The organism is Thiorhodococcus minor (assembly GCF_010820565.1).
GTDB classification, from domain to species: Bacteria; Pseudomonadota; Gammaproteobacteria; order Chromatiales; family Chromatiaceae; genus Thiorhodococcus; species Thiorhodococcus minor.
Map to the genome: position 1 here is coordinate 112689 of NZ_JAAIJQ010000001.1, position 18001 is coordinate 130689.

The following is an 18001-nucleotide window of genomic DNA, read 5'->3' on the forward strand; positions in this document are numbered from 1 at the left end:
CGAGGCTGAGTCTCAGATCGAGCCGAGTCGAGCGTCTCAGCACCAGCCTTCCGAACAACAACCGACACCACCTCTCACGGACCCCGACACCGACCACCAATGATCACTGGCGACCTCAAGCACCGCGTCGACAAGCTCTGGACCGACTTCTGGACCGGCGGCATCACCAATCCGCTCACCGTCATCGAGCAAATCAGTTTCCTGATGTTCGCGCGCCTGCTCGACATCACCGAGAGCCGCAACGAAAAGCGCGCGGCCCGCACCGGACGCCCCTTCAAGCGCATCTTCGTGCCCAGCGATGACCCGGAGAAGGATCAGCGGCGTCTGCGCTGGTCCCAGTTTCGTCAGCTCGGCGCGGACGACATGCTGCCCCTGGTGCGCGATCGCGTCTTTCCGCACTTCAAGACCATCGTCCAGATGGAGACCGCCGAGGGCGCCCGGCAGACCAGCTTCCGCGAGTATTTCAAGGACGCCCAGCTCATGATCCAGAAACCCTCGCTCCTGGTGCAGGCGGTCAACATGATCGACGACCTGCCCCTGTCCGAGGGCGATGTCAAGGGCGACCTCTACGAATACCTGCTCTCCAAGCTCACCACCGCCGGCATCAACGGGCAGTTTCGCACCCCACGCCATGTCATCCGCCTGATGGTCGAGATGCTCGACCCCCAGCCCACCGAGACCGTCGCCGACCCCGCCTGCGGCACCGCCGGCTTCCTGGTGGAGGTCATGGAATACCTGCTGCGCACCTATTCCTCCCCGGAGGGCACCTACCAGAAGCAGGTCAACGGCCACACCGAGACCATCCATACCGGCGATCTGCTTGAGAAACACTGGCAGCACATCCGCACCGGCATGTTCCACGGCTTCGACTTCGACGCCACCATGCTGCGCATCGCCGCCATGAACCTGTTGCTGCACGGCGTCGACGCCCCGGACATCCACTACCAGGACACCCTGAGCAACAATTTCACCGAGCGCTTCCCGACCAAGGCCGCGGACGCCTTCGACGTCATCCTCGCCAATCCGCCCTTCAAGGGCAGCCTGGACTTCGAGGACGTTCACCCAAGCCTGCTGCGCAAGGTCAAGACCAAGAAGACCGAGCTGCTCTTCATCGCCCTGATCCTGCGTCTGCTCAAGAACGGCGGGCGTTGCGCCGTCGTCGTGCCGGACGGCGTCCTGTTCGGCGCCAGCAAGGCCCATCAGACCTTGCGCAAGCACCTCATCGACGACAACCAGCTCGAGGCCGTCATCTCACTGCCGTCCGGTGTGTTCAAGCCCTATGCCGGTGTTTCCACCGCCATCCTGGTCTTCACCAAGGGCGGGCTCACCGACCGGGTCTTCTTCTACGATGTCGAGAACGATGGTTTTTCGCTGGACGACAAGCGGCAGCCTGTCGAGGCCAATGACTTGCCGGATGCGCTGAGCCAATGGCGGAGCTGGAAAAATCTCCCCTCTCACGTGGGCGCGAGAGCCGGGGCTGAGGGCGTGACCTCCAGTGGCACCACTCCTTTTGCTGACTGTACCTCCAAAGCCTTTACCGTGCCGGTGGTGGAGATCGCCGGTAACAAATATGACCTGTCCATCAACCGCTACAAAGAGTTTGTCTACGAGGAGGAGCGATACGATCCGCCGAGGGAGATTGTGGCGCGGATGAAGGCGTTGGAGAAGGAAATCTTGGGGGATATGGATGAGCTAGAGGGGATGTTGAGATGAAGGGATTGGCAGAGAGTCCTGGTGCCATTACGATTAATTGCGAAGCGTCATTCAATCCTAGTGGCCCGGATTCGTCTCAATGGGTGACCGGTCGGTTATCTGACGTAGCACAAGTCGAAAGAATAGGTGTTGATCCTGCGATCTTGTCTGATGAGAGATACGTTGGCCTAGAGCATATCAGCGGTGACTCGGGTGACTTGAGATGGCAGTATTCAAGAGAGGCTGAGCTAAGAAGTACAAAGTTCCGCTTTTCGTCTAGACATCTGCTATATGGGAAGCTGCGCCCCAATCTCAAGAAGATCGCACGCCCAGGTTTTGAGGGCGTTTGTAGCACCGATATCCTTCCGATTCGCCCTCGCGACGGAGTCATGGATCGGGACTATCTGTTTCACTTCTTACGTCAGCCGCAGATGATCGAGCTTGCGGTTTCTCAAACGTCTGGCGTTAATCTTCCTAGGTTGAGTCCGTCGTTACTTAGCGACTTTCCCATCTCGTATCCGAGAGATATTGCGGAGCAAAAACGCATCGCCGTCATCCTCGACAAGGCCGACGCCATCCGCCGCAAGCGCCAGCAAGCCATCCAACTCGCCGACGAATTCCTGCGGTCGGTGTTCTTGGATATGTTTGGCGATCCTGCGACCAACCCGAAAGCTTGGCGACGCGTGATAATCAGCGAGATCGGTAAGGTTATTACGGGAAATACGCCACCGCGTGAGCAAAAGCGTTACTACGGTAATCATATCGAGTGGATTAAGACAGACAATATCAGCGCCGCTAAATATTTCTTGACCAAAGCAACCGAGGGACTATCCGAATCCGGTCTGGGAGTCGGTAGATCAGTCCCTGCCGGCTCAACGCTGATAACCTGCATTGCCGGCAGCCCCTCTTCGATCGGAAACTCTGCCTATGCCGATCGTTCTGTTGCATTCAATCAGCAGATCAATGCCATCATGCCCTACCAAGAATTTCCGTCTTTGTTTGTATTCGGACTTGTTCGCGCTTCCAAGCGCTTGATTCAAGAGCGATCAACAGCGGCGATGAAAGGCATGGTAAGTAAATCTAGTCTTGAGTCAGTCGAAGTGTACGATCCACCAGAGTCATTGAAAGCGCGCTACGCATCGATCTTTACCAAAGCGTTGGCCGATATTGATCGACAGATAACCGCCGAAACACAAGCTGACATCCTGTTCAAAGCTGTCAGTCAAAGAGCGTTTGCGGGCATGCTATAGGCTTTCACAAACTTCTTAGATGTTGGGAGAGGAACGAATCCGGAATCCTCCGCTCGTCAATAACACCACTTGAATATAATTACACAACCAAACCAACTCGCACACGCAATGATTTGTCAAGATAAGCGACATGTTGCATTCCTTGCGAGTAATGGCTAAAGGGGAGTTCGTTGCGTTTGGGTTTGAAAAATCACTAGAACCCGTAAGAATTGAATATTTTTCGATAATTTGAGGACCTAACGGAGACCTTACCCGTTGCCGAATCCAGACACACCAAGTTGGCATGATTCGAACCTGACGGAGCACTATAAGAGGCGGCTTGAGAAAGATGATGCTTGCTGGAAGGACATCCTGGGCATCACCCGATCCTTAGGAAAGAACGAATACGAGCAGGCGTCGTATTCCGCATACGAGTCGGCCATCTTGGAATACGAGGCCGAGGAACGCGGTAATCCTCGGCGCATTTGCCGTGTAGACAAGCGAACACTGAAGGCGATCACGGACTTAGATCGCCAGGTGATGATCACCTGCTATCACGAGCATTATGATCGTTCCCACGAAAAAGGCTCTCCGAGTAGATCGCTCGTCGAAAACACTTTGACGTTTCTGCGAGCCCTCGAGAACCGCTCTTCAGGAAAAGTGATAACACTGTACCGGATCGATCTCTTGAAGGAAAACATCAAGAACAGCAAGCAGCGTGCACGAAAGAGTCCGTTAGTCTTGCTGACCGCCGTACTCCGGCGTGACCACGTCAAAGGGTCATCTGGCGATGCTTCCGAATAGACGGCGCATCGACTCTCTGACTAGCGAAATAGCTCTATGGGAGCGCCTGCTTCGTCCCCACGAGCAGGCTTTGGTGTCGCTGGAAGCACCCGCGTTGCTCAGCTTCGAGATCTTCGAAGATGGAGAGCCGACTGGTGTAACGGCTGGATTCGCGCTGGAGGGATTACTTGCGGCTCTTGGACGATTCCGGGATGTGTCGCACGCAGCTCGTCATTTTTGGCCAGATCAATCATCCAGGTTTGCTGAAGTCTATGTGCGACCGGTGCTTGCTAGCGTACTTCCCCTCCTGACCCAAAGGTTGGCCAATGACCGGGATCTGGTGAACCGTATCCTCCAAGCCGAAACATCGCCCTGGTATCAGGTTGGTCAGCACGACGATCACCCCGCAGATGCTACTGCGCTGTTTGATTTTTTTTGCAACTTCAGGCGTTTCGTCGGTAAGGCGTCGATGCTTGATGAAGTCAATGAAATCACTCAGCCCGCCAGCCACATGATATCGACTGCATGGCTCTCCAAGGCGCTTCCTTTGAAGGAGGAAATGCCTCGGGCAGATCGGCGCATGCTGACCATGGCTCTACGAAGCTATCTCTCGGCCGAATATCTTTTCCCATGGCTACCGGAACGCGACGACAACGTCACATCAATTTACTACCCGCGCCTCTTTGAAGCAGCAGAGATTTTGGAGCCACCTATGCCACACACCAGTGGAGATATTCTCGATCAGCAGCTCGATGAGCTAGATGTGGACCATGAATCCGCCGAGACAATTCGACGTATCTTTCGCCGCATCAGCAACGTGATAGGGGAGGTCGGTGACTTCGACGAGGTAGTGCGTGGCATCACGTCTGAGGGAGGGCAGTGGGGGCGAGATTCGATGGTTGGATCAAACGGACCAATTAACATCATCCCGGCTCCGGATCACAATGCGTCTTGCCGACAAGTGCTTGTCGCCTTTGCCAGAGGAAAGAAGCCCAGATATGGCTTGAAAGCCGTCATGCGACAGGTTCGTGAGCAGCTGATCCGATGTGGTGATTCCGCATGCCGTTGGGACGAGCCGACTCGCATCGTGATCCTGTTCACCGACATTTGGGATAAGACAATCTTCTCGGAAAGTCTCGGGGACATTCAGGCCCATCGGCAAACTAGATCAATGCGTAAGATCATCATTGGGGCGCTGGTGAACGGTAGCCAGGTTACGCCACAGAAGATCTAGCTCTCAGAATCTACCAGGACAACTTTAATAGTGTAAACATGAACACAAAGCAACTCATCGATGAAGCGGTATCGCTACCAGTGGAAGATCGTGCGCGAGTGATCGATTCGCTACTCCGTAGCATGAACCAACCCGAATCAGAGATTGATAAGAAATGGGCGGAAGAAGCGAAACGGCGTCTTGCTGAGCTTCGATTTGGTCACGTAAAAGCCATTCCAGGAGAAGAAGTCTTTAATAAGGTTCAGGAAAGGTTTCAAAAATGAGCTTTTCCTTTCATCCAGAAGCAGAAAAGGACTTTAATACGGCAATCGATTATTACGAAGATGTAGAGTCTGGTTTGGGGTATGACTTCGCACTGGAAGTTCGGGCAGCCATCAAACGGGCAGTCGATTTCCCAAAGGCTTGGGCTGTCCTCGAGGGAGATGTCAGGCGGTCTTTGGTCAAGCGATTTCCATATGGGATCCTGTATTCCGAAGAGCATGATGGAATATTCATCATCGCGGTCATGAACCTTTATCGCGAGCCAGGATATTGGAAGAAGAGGAAGTAAAACAAGGTGGCAAATCTGGTCTACAACCCGCAGGAGATTGACATTGCCATCGGCAACACCCCGGCAGCCAAGTACATGCAGACCCTCGCCGGACAGTGCGAAGGCAAGCAGCCCGTCTATGGCGGCATCGTCGAGATAGAAACCATGCACACGAACTTCCGCATGAACGCCATCCCGGAAGCACTGCTCAGTGGTGGACTGCTCGAGTACGAAGACTTCCTCGCCGCCCGACGCCGACTGATGGCGGAGCGGTGGAAGACGTACTACTGGTCCCTGTGAGGTCAGAGCGATGCGGATCAAAGCGATTACGCTAGAGAACTTCAAGGGTGTCCGCGACCCGGTGCGGATCGAGCTCAAGCCAATCACGCTCCTGTTCGGTCCGAATAGCGCCGGTAAGAGCACCATCCTTCAGGCGTTGCACTATCTCCGGGAGATCCTGGAGCGTGGCAATCTGGACCCGGACCTGACCATCGGCGGCGGCGCCTTGGATCTTGGCGGTTTCAAAAGTCTGGTGCATGGTCACGACCTTGGAACCGCGATCCGGCTCAAGCTAGAGGTTGACCTGGGGGATGCGGTGGGGACCGAAGTACTCCCTTTGAACTCAGGGTTTCATCTGGCCGATCACGATTTCAGCGAACTCTTGGTGCGCTATTTGATCGGCGAGAGCGAGGAGTACCAAGACTGGGCCGTGGTCGAGTCCATCGGCGTTGGACTCGAGGTGCGCTGGAGCGCGGATCTGCGTGCCCCCTATGTTTCCCGACTAGAGCTGGACCTCAACGACGATCCGGTCTGCGCCATCGTTTCGCCACCAGCACCCAATCGGGCTTTGCTGCAGGATCTCAACTTCGATCACCCGCTTCTTCAAACTGCCTTGGATCCGTATGACCCGGACGCGTTGCGCGAACAGGGTGATCCACTTCCTCCATCCCCGCTGGAGGTAGCGCTGAGGGCTTGGTCGACCGAGATGTCTCTGGACCTGGTTGAACGCTCGGACCTCGAATCCCCGGTTCGCGTGTCCCTGGAGACTCACCACGGGGCCTTGCCGTCACTGAAGGGCGAGGTGAGCTTTGGTCTTCGAGATCCCGACATCAAGAAGGCCGTGAGGGAAGAACGAACGGCCCGGATCCTTGCCGCACGCGCCCTGCTGAATGAGCTGATCCAAGGGCCGCTCTGCATCGCTCGCGACTGTTTGGCCCATGTTCTCTATATCGGTCCTCTACGCCAGATACCCGTCCGCGCCTTCAGGCCCCGCGTGTCTCCGGACCAAACGCGCTGGGCGAACGGCTTGGCGGCGTGGGATCGACTGTATACCTCGGAAGGGTCGTCACTCGTCGATCGGACCAACGACTGGCTGCTCAATCGCTTGGACACCGGCTATCAGATCGAGCGCCGCGAGTTTCTTGAGGTACCGCTACCGAGCGCATTTGCCCAGTTGTTTGAACGAGGACTCACCGAGGACGATCTGCCAGACCTCGAAGAGCTGTACCAGGAGCTACCGGTGAGAGGCTCGCTCGGTCTGCGCGACGTGAAGACCGGTGTCGCGCTGGAGCCAAGTGACGTCGGTGTCGGCCTGTCTCAGATCATTCCCGTCATCGTCGCCGCGGAGGCTACTCGCAAAGGACTCATTGCCATCGAGCAGCCCGAGCTTCATGTGCATCCCGCGGTACAGGTCGGTCTGGGCGATCTCTTTGCACACCAGCTCCACAGAGAGGACCAGATTCCGGGAGAGGAGATCAATTTCCTCATCGAAACCCATAGCGAGCATCTCATGCTCCGCCTGCTGCGCCGGATTCGTGAAACGACGGATCAGGAGCTGGAGCCTGGGGCGCCATCGCTCAGCAAAGACGATGTGGCGGTTTACTACTGTGAAACACGGAGCGCCGGCATACACATTAGTCCTCCGCTTCGCATCGACGAAGATGGAGAGTTTCAGGATCGCTGGCCAGCGGGATTCTTCCCTGAACGAATGAAGGAGCTGATCTGAGGATGATTCATGAGTACGCCATCGAGCCGCATCTGGTCGCAAATGCGGGCAGTCTTGCACGATTTCGATTCTGGAGCCTGGAGTTTGGTCTTGGCACTCCGCGCATCATGGCTCAGCTACCCAAGAAAAAGAATTGGAGACGCTTGGTCTTTCAGGCGATGAATTCTAACACTGGTGATGTCGAGCGAACGCGAGTAGAAGCCTTGATTGGACACCTGACTTCGTCTTCCTCTTGCAGGGAAACGGCTGTTTATGATGGAGCATTGCCATGGATCGACAACGCATTAAGTGAGCATGCGAGACAACCTTTTCGAGCGATACTTGCGGCAGAAGACCGAGCTGGCTTTCCGGCGATTATTGTAGCCGAGCCCCTGGAGCGAGTTTATGAATCCGAATCCTGGCAGGTGAAAAGAAGTATCTGCGTACCGCGAAATGCAGACAGTATGGCTGCAGCGGTTGAGGTCATGCTCGCTTGCTGTCGTGTCGCGATATTTGTCGATTCTCATTTTGGGCCAGAAAACCCTAGACACCGTAGGCCGATGGAAAAGTTCTTCGCAGCTATGCGAAGTAGGGACGACAGGCTAATGCATCGTTTGGAAATTTGCACCGGGTCCAGTGCTACGCTGGATTTTTTGGAGCAGGAGTTTCGTGACCGGCTTGCTCGTCATCTGTCACCTGGCACAAAGCTGATCCTGAAAAAATTGACTCAGCAAGATACAGGCGAGAAAATTCACAATCGTTATATCATAACGGAACTTGGTGGTGTTCAATTCGGAACAGGTATGGACGATGGTAAGAAGGGAGAAAACGATGACGTCAATTTGATGGATATTGATCAATATCTACAACGTTGGGACCAATACTGCGATAGAGAAAAATTTGCCTTTGATTGCGAAGAAGTAGAGATTGAGATTTGATGTTTGGGTAATATTCCGATTTGGAGCCAATAAGAATTATCCTGGCTCAATTTTCACCTGGTGTTTATTCATCCAGTTGTTCAGCGTTTGATAGCTGCCAAGCCCAAGTAGCTTAGCGGCTTGTGTCCGATTGTTGTTGGCCTGCTCAAGTGCCCGTCCGGCATAATGCTGAACGACCTCATCCAGCACCGATTGAATGTCGAAGTCTTCGTTCAATCGACGGCCGAGAATTCCCTCGGAAGCGCCTCGCTCCCGAAACAGCGCGGCATCGATATCGGGCGCCTCGATGCGCTCTCCAAAAGACCACAGAGATGCACGGAGCAAGGTCGAGTAAAGCTCCCGAACGTTTCCCGGCCAATGATGCTGCTTGATGGCATTCCGGGCTTTGACTGACAGTGCCTTTTTGGAAAAACCGGGCTGACCGGCCGCATCGAGATTGATCCGGTCGAGCAGAAAGTCGGCAAGCAGCAAGATATCCGTTGGCCGATCCCGCAGCGGCGGGAGACGCAGCACGCCGACGGCGATCCGATAGAACAGATCCTCACGAAACCGGCCAGCGGTCACCTCGTCCATCAGATTGCGATTCGTCGCGGCGATCACACGCACGTCGACCCGTTTTGCGGTGGCTCCACCCACGGGGTAGAAGTCGCCGGACTGAAGCACACGCAAGAGCCTGACTTGCGCGTCCAGAGGTAGCTCACCAATCTCGTCCAGAAACAGGGTTCCGCCATCCGCTGCTTCGAAGTACCCCGGCTTTGCCGCCGCCGCTCCGGTGAACGCGCCCTTGACGTGTCCAAACAAGCTCGCATCGATCAAGTCCCGTGGAATGGCCCCGCAGTTGACGGCGACAAAGTGCTTCTCGCGGCGGTTGCTCGCGTTGTGGATCGCCGTGGCAAAGAGCTCCTTGCCCGTTCCGGTCTCACCCTGAATCAGCACGGGGACATCGCGTCGCGCGACGATATTGGCCTGCGCGATCAACCCTTCCATGACCGGATCCCTGGTCAGTATGTCGTCGAACGCGGCGGCGATCGGGACCTCGGCGACGGCCAGTTTGCCGAGCTGCCGATTGCTCCGCGCCGTCAGTTGCGGAAGGAATTCCGCCGAGATATCGAACGGGATATCGACTTGCTGGACACCTTGCTCGATGGACGACTGAAAAAAGACGGCTGGGTATTTCGTCTTTCCCAAGAGGATCCAAACCGCCTGCATGGCGGGCGTGCCTGGGCTGAGCAGGATGCATAGCAGGTGGTCAGGGTAGCGCTCCGTCACCTGCGTCAACCAAGCATCGACGGCTTGATAGATCTCTCCGAAGTGAACGGGCGTGGTGAGCTGTGCGTGGGCAGAATTCAACGGGATGGTGCACTGCTCGCCCAGCCAATCGAGATAGGGCTCAACCTCGGACGTCTCGTAGTTGTAGATCAGTTCCGCCCGCCCAAAGCGTTCCGCCAACAGCGTCGAGAGCACGGGACCCTGGGCCTCGGCGTGCTCTCTCGATCTGGTCCGTGCTTCCAGATCCTTCCTACCAATCCAACTGACCAGAATTCGATCCATCTGTGGTTCCCAATTGATGGGCTGAAACGATGGCAAGACCATGCGGCTGATGCCGTCTCACCGGAGGTGCGGGTCTGGTCCTGGTGTGGACCGTCAAGGAGTCGCAGGCGAAGACACATAATATTCCTTATCGCTCAGTAAACAAAATGCTGCTTGGCGGAATCCAGGCCTTTGCCTGTATCGCTTTGAATCAGAAAAATCATTATAAAACAGTTATATAAGATCATTACCTGATGGTGGCCCGGAAAGTGCTTTACTCAGCGCGACAAGCCAAACTCATCGCGTTGACGGAGGTCTTCTGATGGATATTCTCGCGGGGCTGGGGTTCGACGGACGTAGACCAAACAGGATAGGCGCGCAGCTGGGCGTGGCCGTGGTCGGACCGGCCGGGCTTCTCGGGCTCATCGAGTACTGGGCAGGGATTGCGCCGGTCGAGCAGCGGCACACCGAGCGCGTCGTGCGCTACCAAGAAGCGTTGCGGGCCGTTGGATCGGCAACCTTCTTTGCGTCGTCTCTGCGAGCCGATCCGCTGGCCACCGCCGAGACCTTGCTCCGGTGGCGGGACTTCGCGCTCGATCATGGATGGACCGGCAAGCCGGGGTCCGGGTCGCCCGGTAGACTCGCTGCACTCGCCGAGGTGGAGGCCAGCCTGACTGATCTGAGCCCATGCTTGGCCGAGCGGATCTCTCGGGTCATCGAGCGCATCGCTCGCATTCCCGCCGCGATCCAGGCGATTCGTTTGGTGGATCCCACGCGACAGTGGGCACCACCATGGCAAAGACTCTTTCGTGCGCTGGAATCGGCCGGTGTCGTGATCCGTGTCGAGCCCGACACTCTGATGCCCGGCGCCCTTGAGCAGACAGACCTCGGCCGGTTGCAGCACGCACTGCTGGCCGATGCAGAACAGCCGGGGCCGCTCTCACTCAATGGCGACGGCACGCTGAAGCCCCTTCGATGCCTGGACCCACAGGCATCGGCCGTCGCGACGGTCGCGAGCATGGCTTCCCAGGAACGTGGCCTTCTGATCTGTGGTGATGACGGCGCTCTATTCGATTGCGCCGCCCGCTCTCGCGGTCTGCCATCGGCTGGACTGGGAGAGAAATCCCGCTGGCGTCCACCAACCCAGCTCTTGCCATTGCTTCTTCAGCTGCAATGGCTGCCGCCAGATGCTGAAGTGCTCCTTCAGTATCTGACCCTTCCGGCTGGTCCTTATCGAATCCTGCGCGGTCGAATCGCGACGCGTTTTCTGGATCAGCCAGGATACGACCCGGACGCATGGGCCGAATTGATCGATGGCGAGGTTCAGGCTCGCATGGCCAAGGATCCAAACACAAACGAGGCGACGCTTCGCAAGTCCATTGCTGAGTGGCTACCCGTGGGCGCCGCCAGGGACCGAAACGCCATGCCGGTCGATCTGGCCATCGCAGCGTGCGAGCGAGTAAGAGATTACTGGAACCGACGATCGGCTGCCGCGGACTCCGCTTCATCATCTGAGCAGACGCAGTGGCCGAGTGCCGCGCGCGGAGCGGACTCCGTTGCCAACGCACTGCGCGCTTGGGGCGCGGATGCGATTCCGCGGGAGCAACTGCGGCGGCTGCTCGACATCGCGGCGGCCGAGACGGCCGCGGACAGCGGTCAGACCCAGCGGCTGGGCGCCCTCTCAATGATCGCTTCACCCGAGACCGCCCGCTTGAGCGCGGATCCTCCGGCGCATTTGGTCTGGTGGGAGCCCGAGGTTGGTGCTGAAACCCGACCGCCGTTCGATCCGGTGGAGCTCGCGGCGCTTCCGGATTTTCCAGACGCTCAGGGTCGCGAGGCTCTGCGCCAGGCCGCTTTTGGCCGTGCGTTGTGGCCGATCATCGCCACGACGGATAGCCTCACCCTGCTGGCACGTGGCTCGTCAGACGATCTGCTGCGACTGCGGCTGGAGCGCTTGCTGCCGTTCGACCGATGGGTCTCCTTCGAGGAGCGACTGATGATTGCGGAGAACGATCAGGATCAACACGCGCAGGGCCTCATGGGATGCGCTGACCTGTCGCTGATCGACGATCTCAGCCTACCTCCATCTCAACGCTGGTGGACTCTGAATCAGGCGATCGCTTGTCCGCGAGCCAAGGAGTCCTATTCGGGACTCTCGAGCCTTGCCCTCGAGCCTCATGCATATGTCCTCAAATACGTGGCCCGACTCTCCGAAGGCGGCATTGCCCCGGTTCCACTGGACGCTCGCCTCAAGGGCAATCTGGCCCATCGGGTGGTGCAAGCCTGGTTTACGGAGAACCCATGGCGGGGAACTGCTCCCTCATCGAAAGCCCTGTCTGCTTGGCTGGACCGGCGCTTAGACGATTTGATCATGACAAGCGGCCTGCCGTTGGCCGGTGCCGGTCAGCGTACTGAGCGGTTGCGCTTTCGAGCGCAGGTTCAAGAAGCCCTGGAGCGTCTTCTCAACCACTTGGAGCAAGCCGAGGTGCGAGAGGTGTGCGTGGAGGCATCCCTGGAGCGGCCGGCCCCTGAGATTGCTGGGGGAGAGACCGAGCTCGAAGGCAGACTCGACCTGTTGCTCCGGCTGCGTGATGCGGACGATGGAACCGCTCGCTGGGCCATTGTGGATCTGAAATGGGGAGGACAGCGCGACCGGGAAGCCGAGTTCAAGCATGGTACCTACCTGCAGTTGGCGACCTACGCGGCTCTCGTTTCGACGCTAGGGGACGGACGGCTGTCCGCATTTGGGTTCTTCATTCTCAAGTCCGCCACGCTGCTTGCTCCGAGCGGTGCGATCTTCCCCGGGGCAAAGGTCATCGCCGCCGAAGATCCTTCGATCACCCCTCAGCGCATCTGGGATCGATTGATGGCGACGGTGCACTGGCGGCGCGAACAGTTGGCGCAAGGAAGGATCGAGATCACGTCCGCCACGGCGTCGTTCGATACCGAATCGGCACCTCCCGCCGGTGGCTTGCCGGTTCTGGAGATCGAGGCTGAGCGGCGTGATTCAGGGAGTCGAGGAGGATGGTCACCCAAGAAGACCGGGTTCAAGACAGTCGATCCTTGGCGGGTCCTGATCGGCGGGCTACGCGACTGAACGACAGCGATATCTCGGAGCAAAACGCATGACTATTCTATTTCGACATGCCGGAGCCGGCTCCGGAAAGACGACCAGCATTGAGCGGGATATCGGTGAACGTATGGTCGACGGCCGTTTGCAGCCCGAGGGGCTGATTGCCGTCACCTTTACCAAGAAGGCCGCGGCCGAGCTGGCCGAGCGGATCGGCAAGGGCCTCCTTCAACGCGGGCGCTCCGACCTGGCGTCACGTCTACGAGAAGCCCGAATTGGCACCGTGAATGCCGTTTGCGGTCAACTGATCGAGGATTGCTGTTTTGATCTGGGGCTTTCTCCGACGCAAAGGGTCGTGGAAGAGGCGGATCAACAGGCGCTGCTGAACGTGGCCCTGGATGCGGCTCTGTCATCGGGTCGAACAGCTGAGCTCAATGCGCTGGCGCGACGTCTTGCCATGGACGACTGGCAAGGCGAAGTCTTGGCGTTGATCGAAAAGGCGCGCGCCAACGATTTCTCCGACGATGATCTGGAGCGATTCGCTGATCGCTCTGTTAATGAGCTGATGGCGCAGCTTCCTGCGGCTGAGGATTTTGTTGACGAAACGGGACTCCGGGCGGCCTTGGAGCAGTCTTTGGTTGCTGGTAGAACGGTCGCCAAGCCCACCAGTAAGTTTCAGAAATCGCTGGAAAAGATCGAAATTTGGTTGCGGCAGCCCGTCCTTACCTGGCAGGAGTGGGTGCGAGCGAGCAAGCTCGAAGCGGGGGTAAAGGAGCGAGGGTTGCTGGAGCCCGCCATCACCTACGGTGGGCGCGTGCTCGAATGCCCCGGTTTTCGTCGTGACATGGAGACGATGATTCGATCGCTGTTCGATGCAGCGGGAATGGTTATGGAGACCTTTGCCAAGCTCAAAGTCGAGCGCGGTCTTGTGGATTTCGTCGACCAGGAGCAATTGACGCTTCGCGCCTTGATGCTACCTGCTGTCCGAGATCGTTTGCAGCAAAGCCTGCACTATCTTGTCGTGGACGAGTTTCAGGATACCAGCCCAATCCAGCTGGCCCTCTTCGCGGAGCTTGCCCACATTGCCAATGATGTGCTCCTAGTTGGCGACGCCAAGCAGGCGATCTACGGGTTCAGGGGCAGTGATCCGCGCTTGCCCTTGGATGTGATGCACTACGTTGAGACAGGCGGGGGCATCAGCGAGGATCTGCCGAACAATTACCGCTCGCGTCCCGAGCTTGTGCGCCTGACCAATGCGCTCTTCGTCGAGCCTTTCTCCCACCTCTTGCGGCCCAGTCAAGTCGAGCTGGAGCCCAGGGTCACCTCACCCCTGACGCACGAGCCGCTTTGCTGGTGGCACCTGGAAGGGAAGAATCTTCCCAGTCGTGCCCTTGCGTTGGCGGGAGGTCTGCAGAAATTGATCGAGAGCGGGCTGACGATCGTGGATCCGGTGACCAAAACTGTGCGGCCAGTTCGGGCCTCCGACATTGCCGTGCTCTATCGCAACGGGGATCACGCCATGGATTTGGCGGCCGCATGTGCCGATCGGGGCTTGCCCACGTCCCAAGAGAGAGCTGGCTTGCTCGAGACACCGGAAGTGACGCTCGCCTTGGCCTGCCTGCGACGATTGGCGGACCCTAAAGACAGCTTGGCCAGCGCTGAGATCATTGCCCTAGAAAGTGGAACGCCAGGAGAGGATTGGCTGCCGTCCCGGCTTGGTGCCATTACAGCTGGTGACGGACCCGCATGGAGCGATCGAGCCTCGCCCACACTGGCGCGCCTCTCGGAAGCAAGGTCCGAAATCGCAACCCTGACACCGGTGGAAGCCTTGTCGATGGCCATTCAGGTCTCGGGTTTGCACCGAACGTTGGTCGCGTGGAACGAAGGCCGACGTCTTGTGGAGCAGCGCTTGGCCAATATCGCGCGTCTCACAGAGCTCGTCGATGACTACTGCACCAGTTGCGAGGCATCCGGACATGCCGCAACAGTCGCCGGCCTGATTCTATGGTTGCGCGGATTGGAGCAGCAGGGAGCGGATACCCAAGCCGCGGGTGCTGGAGATGCCGTGAGCATCCTCACCTATCACAAGGCCAAGGGGTTGGAGTGGCCGGTGGTGATCTGCGCCGATCTGGGAGCCGATCTCAAGGTGAGTGTTTTTGGTCCGCGCGTATTGGCTTCTCCCGAGCCCTTTGATTGGAATGCGCCGCTCAAAGGGCGCGAGCTTCGCTACTTGCCCCAACCCTTCCCGGATCAGCGTGGCAATGACCCCTTGACTCAACGGCTCAGAGATACTCCAGCTTGGACCGAAGCAGAAACGCAGGCCAGGAACGAGGCGGTTCAGCTGCTCTATGTGGGCATGACACGCGCCCGGGATCGACTGATCCTGACCCATGAGGGACGGGAAGGCGTTGGAAAATGGCTCGATTTGCTGGGCTCCGAGCTGTTCCCGCTCGATGGGGTTGCTCTTGAGCTTCCAGATGGGACGACTGTTCAAAATAGTGCTGAGACGTTAGGCGGCAGCACAGACGAGAGCACCCGACCATCACGTCCAAGACGCTGGCTCAGCGAGCCCCTTTTTCCTCCCGAGCAAGCACCAGAATATCGCCAGAAGCCGTCCGATCAACAGCCGGGCAACGAACCTTATTGCAAAGTGGTTGGTGATTTCGGCACCAGAATCGACGTAACCAACAGGCACGACACGGCACAGGTTGGATCCGCGCTGCATCACACACTGGCGCTGGGGCTGACCGTGCCCGGATTGGGCGAAGAGGACATTGCAGACATCCTCTCCGGTTACGACGGGGTCAACATCAATGCGAGGCAGGTTCTGAACCGGATTCGGGAGTTGAGCGCTTGGATTGCCCAGCATTATCCGAGCGCTCGCTTACACTGCGAGCTACCCTTCAGCTGGCATCTGCCGAGCGGTAAGCTCCAAGAGGGACAGATCGACCTGGCCTTGGAGCTCGCAGACACTTGGGTGGTCATCGACCACAAATCCAACCCAAGGCCAAAATCCGAGTGGCTCGGGCTTGCGAGCGAGCATAGTGGGCAACTTCAAGCCTATGCGCAGGCATTGAAAGCGCTAAGCGGAAAACCGGTAAAGGAATCGCTGATTCACTTCAGCGTTTCCGGGGGGATGGTCCATGTGGACTCGTGACCTGACCGTGTGAGGCCGGCTTGCAGCCTGAGCGGAGCCGACGAAGACGGGCGATTTTAGGAGCCTGCTGCAGATCGCGGGCTCAGACGGCGCGAAAGACTTCATCCAGTTGAGACCACAGCTCCTGCTTGACCTTCCGCAGCCGCATCCGCGGCATCAGTCCGAGCTGCGCGATGGCCTCATCGAAGGTCCAGCGTTGCTTGAGCATCTGCTCGATGTCCTGGCCGAAGGTGTGGCTGGTGTAGCGGTGCAGGGTGATCCAGCCGATCACCCGCGCGGCATGCAGCTCGAAGAGACCCAGCTCATGGATGGGCCGCTGGTGATGCTCCAGGGCGCCCAGATGGCCATTGAGCCAGACCAGGGTCGGCGCCCGTGTCTGCTCCAGAACGAGCTTGGTGCTGCGCAGGGTCTCCAGGGTGTCGGCGCCGCCGGCGATCACCGAGTTGATCACTACCCGCACCCCCAGTCCTTCCAGCACCGCAAAGAGATCATTCTCAACCGCGTACGCCATCAGCGGCTGAAAGCCGTTGCTGCCGACATCGACGACGAAGGGCGTCTCGGCCTCCGCCGAGGCCAGCCGCTCGACCAGCTGGTCGAAGGCGCGCGGATTGACCACGTGCTCCTCGGCGAGCTGCAGATAGTCGCAGTTGAGCGGTGCATAACGCAGCAGGGTCGGGTTGGTCGCATCCGTATCGATGCAGTGCACCGGTTGCCCCGAATCCAGGAGGTACTGGGCGAGGATCGAAGACACGTAGCTCTTGCCGACGCCACCCTTGGCCTGCAGCGTGATGTAGAGGATCGACATAGGGGGTCTCCTTGATGAAGCGAGCCGGGTCAGCGGCTTGGACGGCCGCGCTAATGAATGTCCTCGTCATCCGCGAGCGGGTCCCAGTTCAGGGTGGCTGGCGGAGACGCCGGGCGTCTCGGTGCGGGTGGTCGCGGACGGGCGGCGGGATCGGATTCCGCCGTCGGCGTCATTGACGCTGTCGCCGAGACCGGTGGTCGCAGCCGCGCCAGATAACGGCGGAACTGACGCAGACTCATGGGCGGTGGATGCCCGATGTCGACGAAGGCCCGGTAGAGATCGATCCCCGTATAGCCAGCCTTCAGGGCCGCCAGGATCGCCGCCATGTTGACCTGGATGAAGGCACTGGGGCGGGTCGGACGAGTGCGCGTTATCGCCGTGAGACGGCTCAGGATCTGGTCAGGATCGGCGGATGTGGGCATGGGGCTCTCTCATGTCGTGCATGTCGCTGGCGGTCAGCGGTGGTCCCGGCGGATCCCGCGCTGACATCTGAATGACCATGGCCGTGGCCGAAGGCTGACTCCGCCTGTCCCGAGGCCGTCTTGGGGCATCCGTCGCCGACCGCCGCGATCCTCTCCGCCCCCGGCGTGACACCGCGGGTCTGTCGCGCGATGCCGCTGGATCATAGGGGGCCGTTTTCCTTCTGTCTGGCCAATACGGTCTCTCCATCCGGGGACCGTTAGGGCCTGACATGGGCGAGGGCGCTCGTTAGGCTGATCCCCTCCGATCCGGGGACACGCGTTCTTCCGCGCCACCTGCAACGACGGTCTTCAACGCCGCCATTCGCCCGTCCGTCGGGCATGCCTGTCGAGCGCACGGCTCAAGGGCGGGATTCTTGGTTGGACAGCGGGTGAAACCGGGAACGGGATCGGCGGGGGTGAAACAGAGGGATTCGCCCGTCGAGACAAGTCACTATTCGGGCGGCATTTTCCTTTGGGTGAGTCACTGGGCGTCCAGCAGGACGTGAAACCACGCCGATCAGCTAGCCGATGCCCAGACGGTCAGCGACGCGCCTGACGGGTGAAACGGCTGGCTCTAAGAGGGACGGGG

Annotated in this window: 14 protein-coding genes; 11 read left to right on the top strand and 3 right to left on the bottom strand. The window is 58.5% G+C overall.

All coding sequences use genetic code 11. The features are described from left to right. Nucleotides 1–99 precede the first annotated feature (99 nt). From G3446_RS00410 to G3446_RS00450, 9 genes are all read left to right on the top strand, one after another. Nucleotides 100–1713 carry a type I restriction-modification system subunit M gene (locus tag G3446_RS00410; protein ID WP_164450411.1) on the top strand — a complete coding sequence of 538 codons (1614 nt, stop codon included), beginning with the start codon at nt 100–102 and terminating at the stop codon, nt 1711–1713. Beyond that, the gene (locus tag G3446_RS00415) at nt 1710–2942 is read left to right on the top strand and encodes a restriction endonuclease subunit S (RefSeq protein WP_164450412.1); all 1233 of its coding nucleotides are present in this window, start codon (nt 1710–1712) and stop codon (nt 2940–2942) included. The genes G3446_RS00410 and G3446_RS00415 overlap by 4 nt, the downstream gene beginning before the upstream one ends. 255 nt (nt 2943–3197) lie before the next feature. After that, entirely contained in the window at nt 3198–3725 is a 528-nt protein-coding gene (locus G3446_RS00420; RefSeq protein WP_164450413.1) for a hypothetical protein, read from the top strand. Nucleotides 3726–3798: 73 nt separating this feature from the next. Beyond that, nucleotides 3799–4938, top strand: coding sequence for a hypothetical protein (locus G3446_RS00425; RefSeq protein ID WP_164450414.1), 1140 nt, complete (start codon nt 3799–3801; stop codon nt 4936–4938). A gap of 38 nt (nt 4939–4976) precedes the next feature. Then, nucleotides 4977–5201, top strand: coding sequence for an addiction module protein (locus G3446_RS00430; RefSeq protein WP_164450415.1), 225 nt, complete (start codon nt 4977–4979; stop codon nt 5199–5201). Next, nucleotides 5198–5488, top strand: a complete 291-nt coding sequence (locus G3446_RS00435; protein ID WP_164450416.1) for a type II toxin-antitoxin system RelE/ParE family toxin — start codon at nt 5198–5200, stop codon at nt 5486–5488. The genes G3446_RS00430 and G3446_RS00435 overlap by 4 nt, the downstream gene beginning before the upstream one ends. A 6-nt stretch (nt 5489–5494) precedes the next feature. Continuing rightward, nucleotides 5495–5767: a hypothetical protein gene (locus G3446_RS00440; protein WP_164450417.1), complete on the top strand. Its 273-nt coding sequence runs from the start codon at nt 5495–5497 to the stop codon at nt 5765–5767. 10 nt (nt 5768–5777) lie between these two features. Further along, nucleotides 5778–7472 carry a DUF3696 domain-containing protein gene (locus G3446_RS00445; protein WP_164450418.1) on the top strand — a complete coding sequence of 565 codons (1695 nt, stop codon included), beginning with the start codon at nt 5778–5780 and terminating at the stop codon, nt 7470–7472. Nucleotides 7473–7474: 2 nt separating this feature from the next. Further along, entirely contained in the window at nt 7475–8389 is a 915-nt protein-coding gene (locus G3446_RS00450) for a hypothetical protein (RefSeq protein WP_164450419.1), read from the top strand. Between the two features lie 36 nt (nt 8390–8425). Here the strand turns inward: G3446_RS00450 and G3446_RS00455 are convergent, their stop codons facing one another. Beyond that, nucleotides 8426–9940 carry a sigma-54 interaction domain-containing protein gene (locus G3446_RS00455; protein WP_164450420.1) on the bottom strand — a complete coding sequence of 505 codons (1515 nt, stop codon included), beginning with the start codon at nt 9938–9940 and terminating at the stop codon, nt 8426–8428. A 301-nt stretch (nt 9941–10241) separates the two neighbouring features. On the opposite strand from G3446_RS00455, the gene G3446_RS00460 reads away from it, so the two are divergent. Together G3446_RS00460 and G3446_RS00465 are read left to right on the top strand one after the other, a co-directional pair. Next, nucleotides 10242–13016 (top strand): PD-(D/E)XK nuclease family protein, encoded by a 2775-nt coding sequence (locus tag G3446_RS00460; RefSeq protein WP_164450421.1) that lies wholly within the window; start codon nt 10242–10244, stop codon nt 13014–13016. Nucleotides 13017–13044: 28 nt separating this feature from the next. After that, on the top strand, nt 13045–16146 hold the full coding sequence (locus tag G3446_RS00465; RefSeq protein WP_164450422.1) for a UvrD-helicase domain-containing protein: 3102 nt from the start codon (nt 13045–13047) through the stop codon (nt 16144–16146). A gap of 82 nt (nt 16147–16228) precedes the next feature. On the opposite strand, the gene G3446_RS00470 is transcribed toward G3446_RS00465, so the two are convergent. Beyond that, nucleotides 16229–16951, bottom strand: a complete 723-nt coding sequence (locus G3446_RS00470) for a P-loop NTPase family protein (RefSeq protein WP_164450423.1) — start codon at nt 16949–16951, stop codon at nt 16229–16231. Nucleotides 16952–17001: 50 nt separating this feature from the next. Beyond that, nucleotides 17002–17373 carry a hypothetical protein gene (locus G3446_RS00475; RefSeq protein WP_164450424.1) on the bottom strand — a complete coding sequence of 124 codons (372 nt, stop codon included), beginning with the start codon at nt 17371–17373 and terminating at the stop codon, nt 17002–17004. Between the last annotated feature and the right edge of the window lie 628 nt (nt 17374–18001).

Bases quoted from the DNA above. Each gene is read 5' to 3' on its own strand.
- G3446_RS00410 (WP_164450411.1), top strand. From the start codon at position 100: ATGATCACTGGCGACCTCAAGCACCGCGTCGACAAGCTCTGGACCGAC.
- G3446_RS00415 (WP_164450412.1), top strand. From the start codon at position 1,710: ATGAAGGGATTGGCAGAGAGTCCTGGTGCCATTACGATTAATTGCGAA.
- G3446_RS00430 (WP_164450415.1), top strand. From the start codon at position 4,977: ATGAACACAAAGCAACTCATCGATGAAGCGGTATCGCTACCAGTGGAA.
- G3446_RS00435 (WP_164450416.1), top strand. From the start codon at position 5,198: ATGAGCTTTTCCTTTCATCCAGAAGCAGAAAAGGACTTTAATACGGCA.
- G3446_RS00445 (WP_164450418.1), top strand. From the start codon at position 5,778: ATGCGGATCAAAGCGATTACGCTAGAGAACTTCAAGGGTGTCCGCGAC.
- G3446_RS00450 (WP_164450419.1), top strand. From the start codon at position 7,475: ATGATTCATGAGTACGCCATCGAGCCGCATCTGGTCGCAAATGCGGGC.
- G3446_RS00455 (WP_164450420.1), bottom strand. From the start codon at position 9,940: ATGGATCGAATTCTGGTCAGTTGGATTGGTAGGAAGGATCTGGAAGCA.
- G3446_RS00460 (WP_164450421.1), top strand. From the start codon at position 10,242: ATGGATATTCTCGCGGGGCTGGGGTTCGACGGACGTAGACCAAACAGG.
- G3446_RS00465 (WP_164450422.1), top strand. From the start codon at position 13,045: ATGACTATTCTATTTCGACATGCCGGAGCCGGCTCCGGAAAGACGACC.
- G3446_RS00470 (WP_164450423.1), bottom strand. From the start codon at position 16,951: ATGTCGATCCTCTACATCACGCTGCAGGCCAAGGGTGGCGTCGGCAAG.
- G3446_RS00475 (WP_164450424.1), bottom strand. From the start codon at position 17,373: ATGCCCACATCCGCCGATCCTGACCAGATCCTGAGCCGTCTCACGGCG.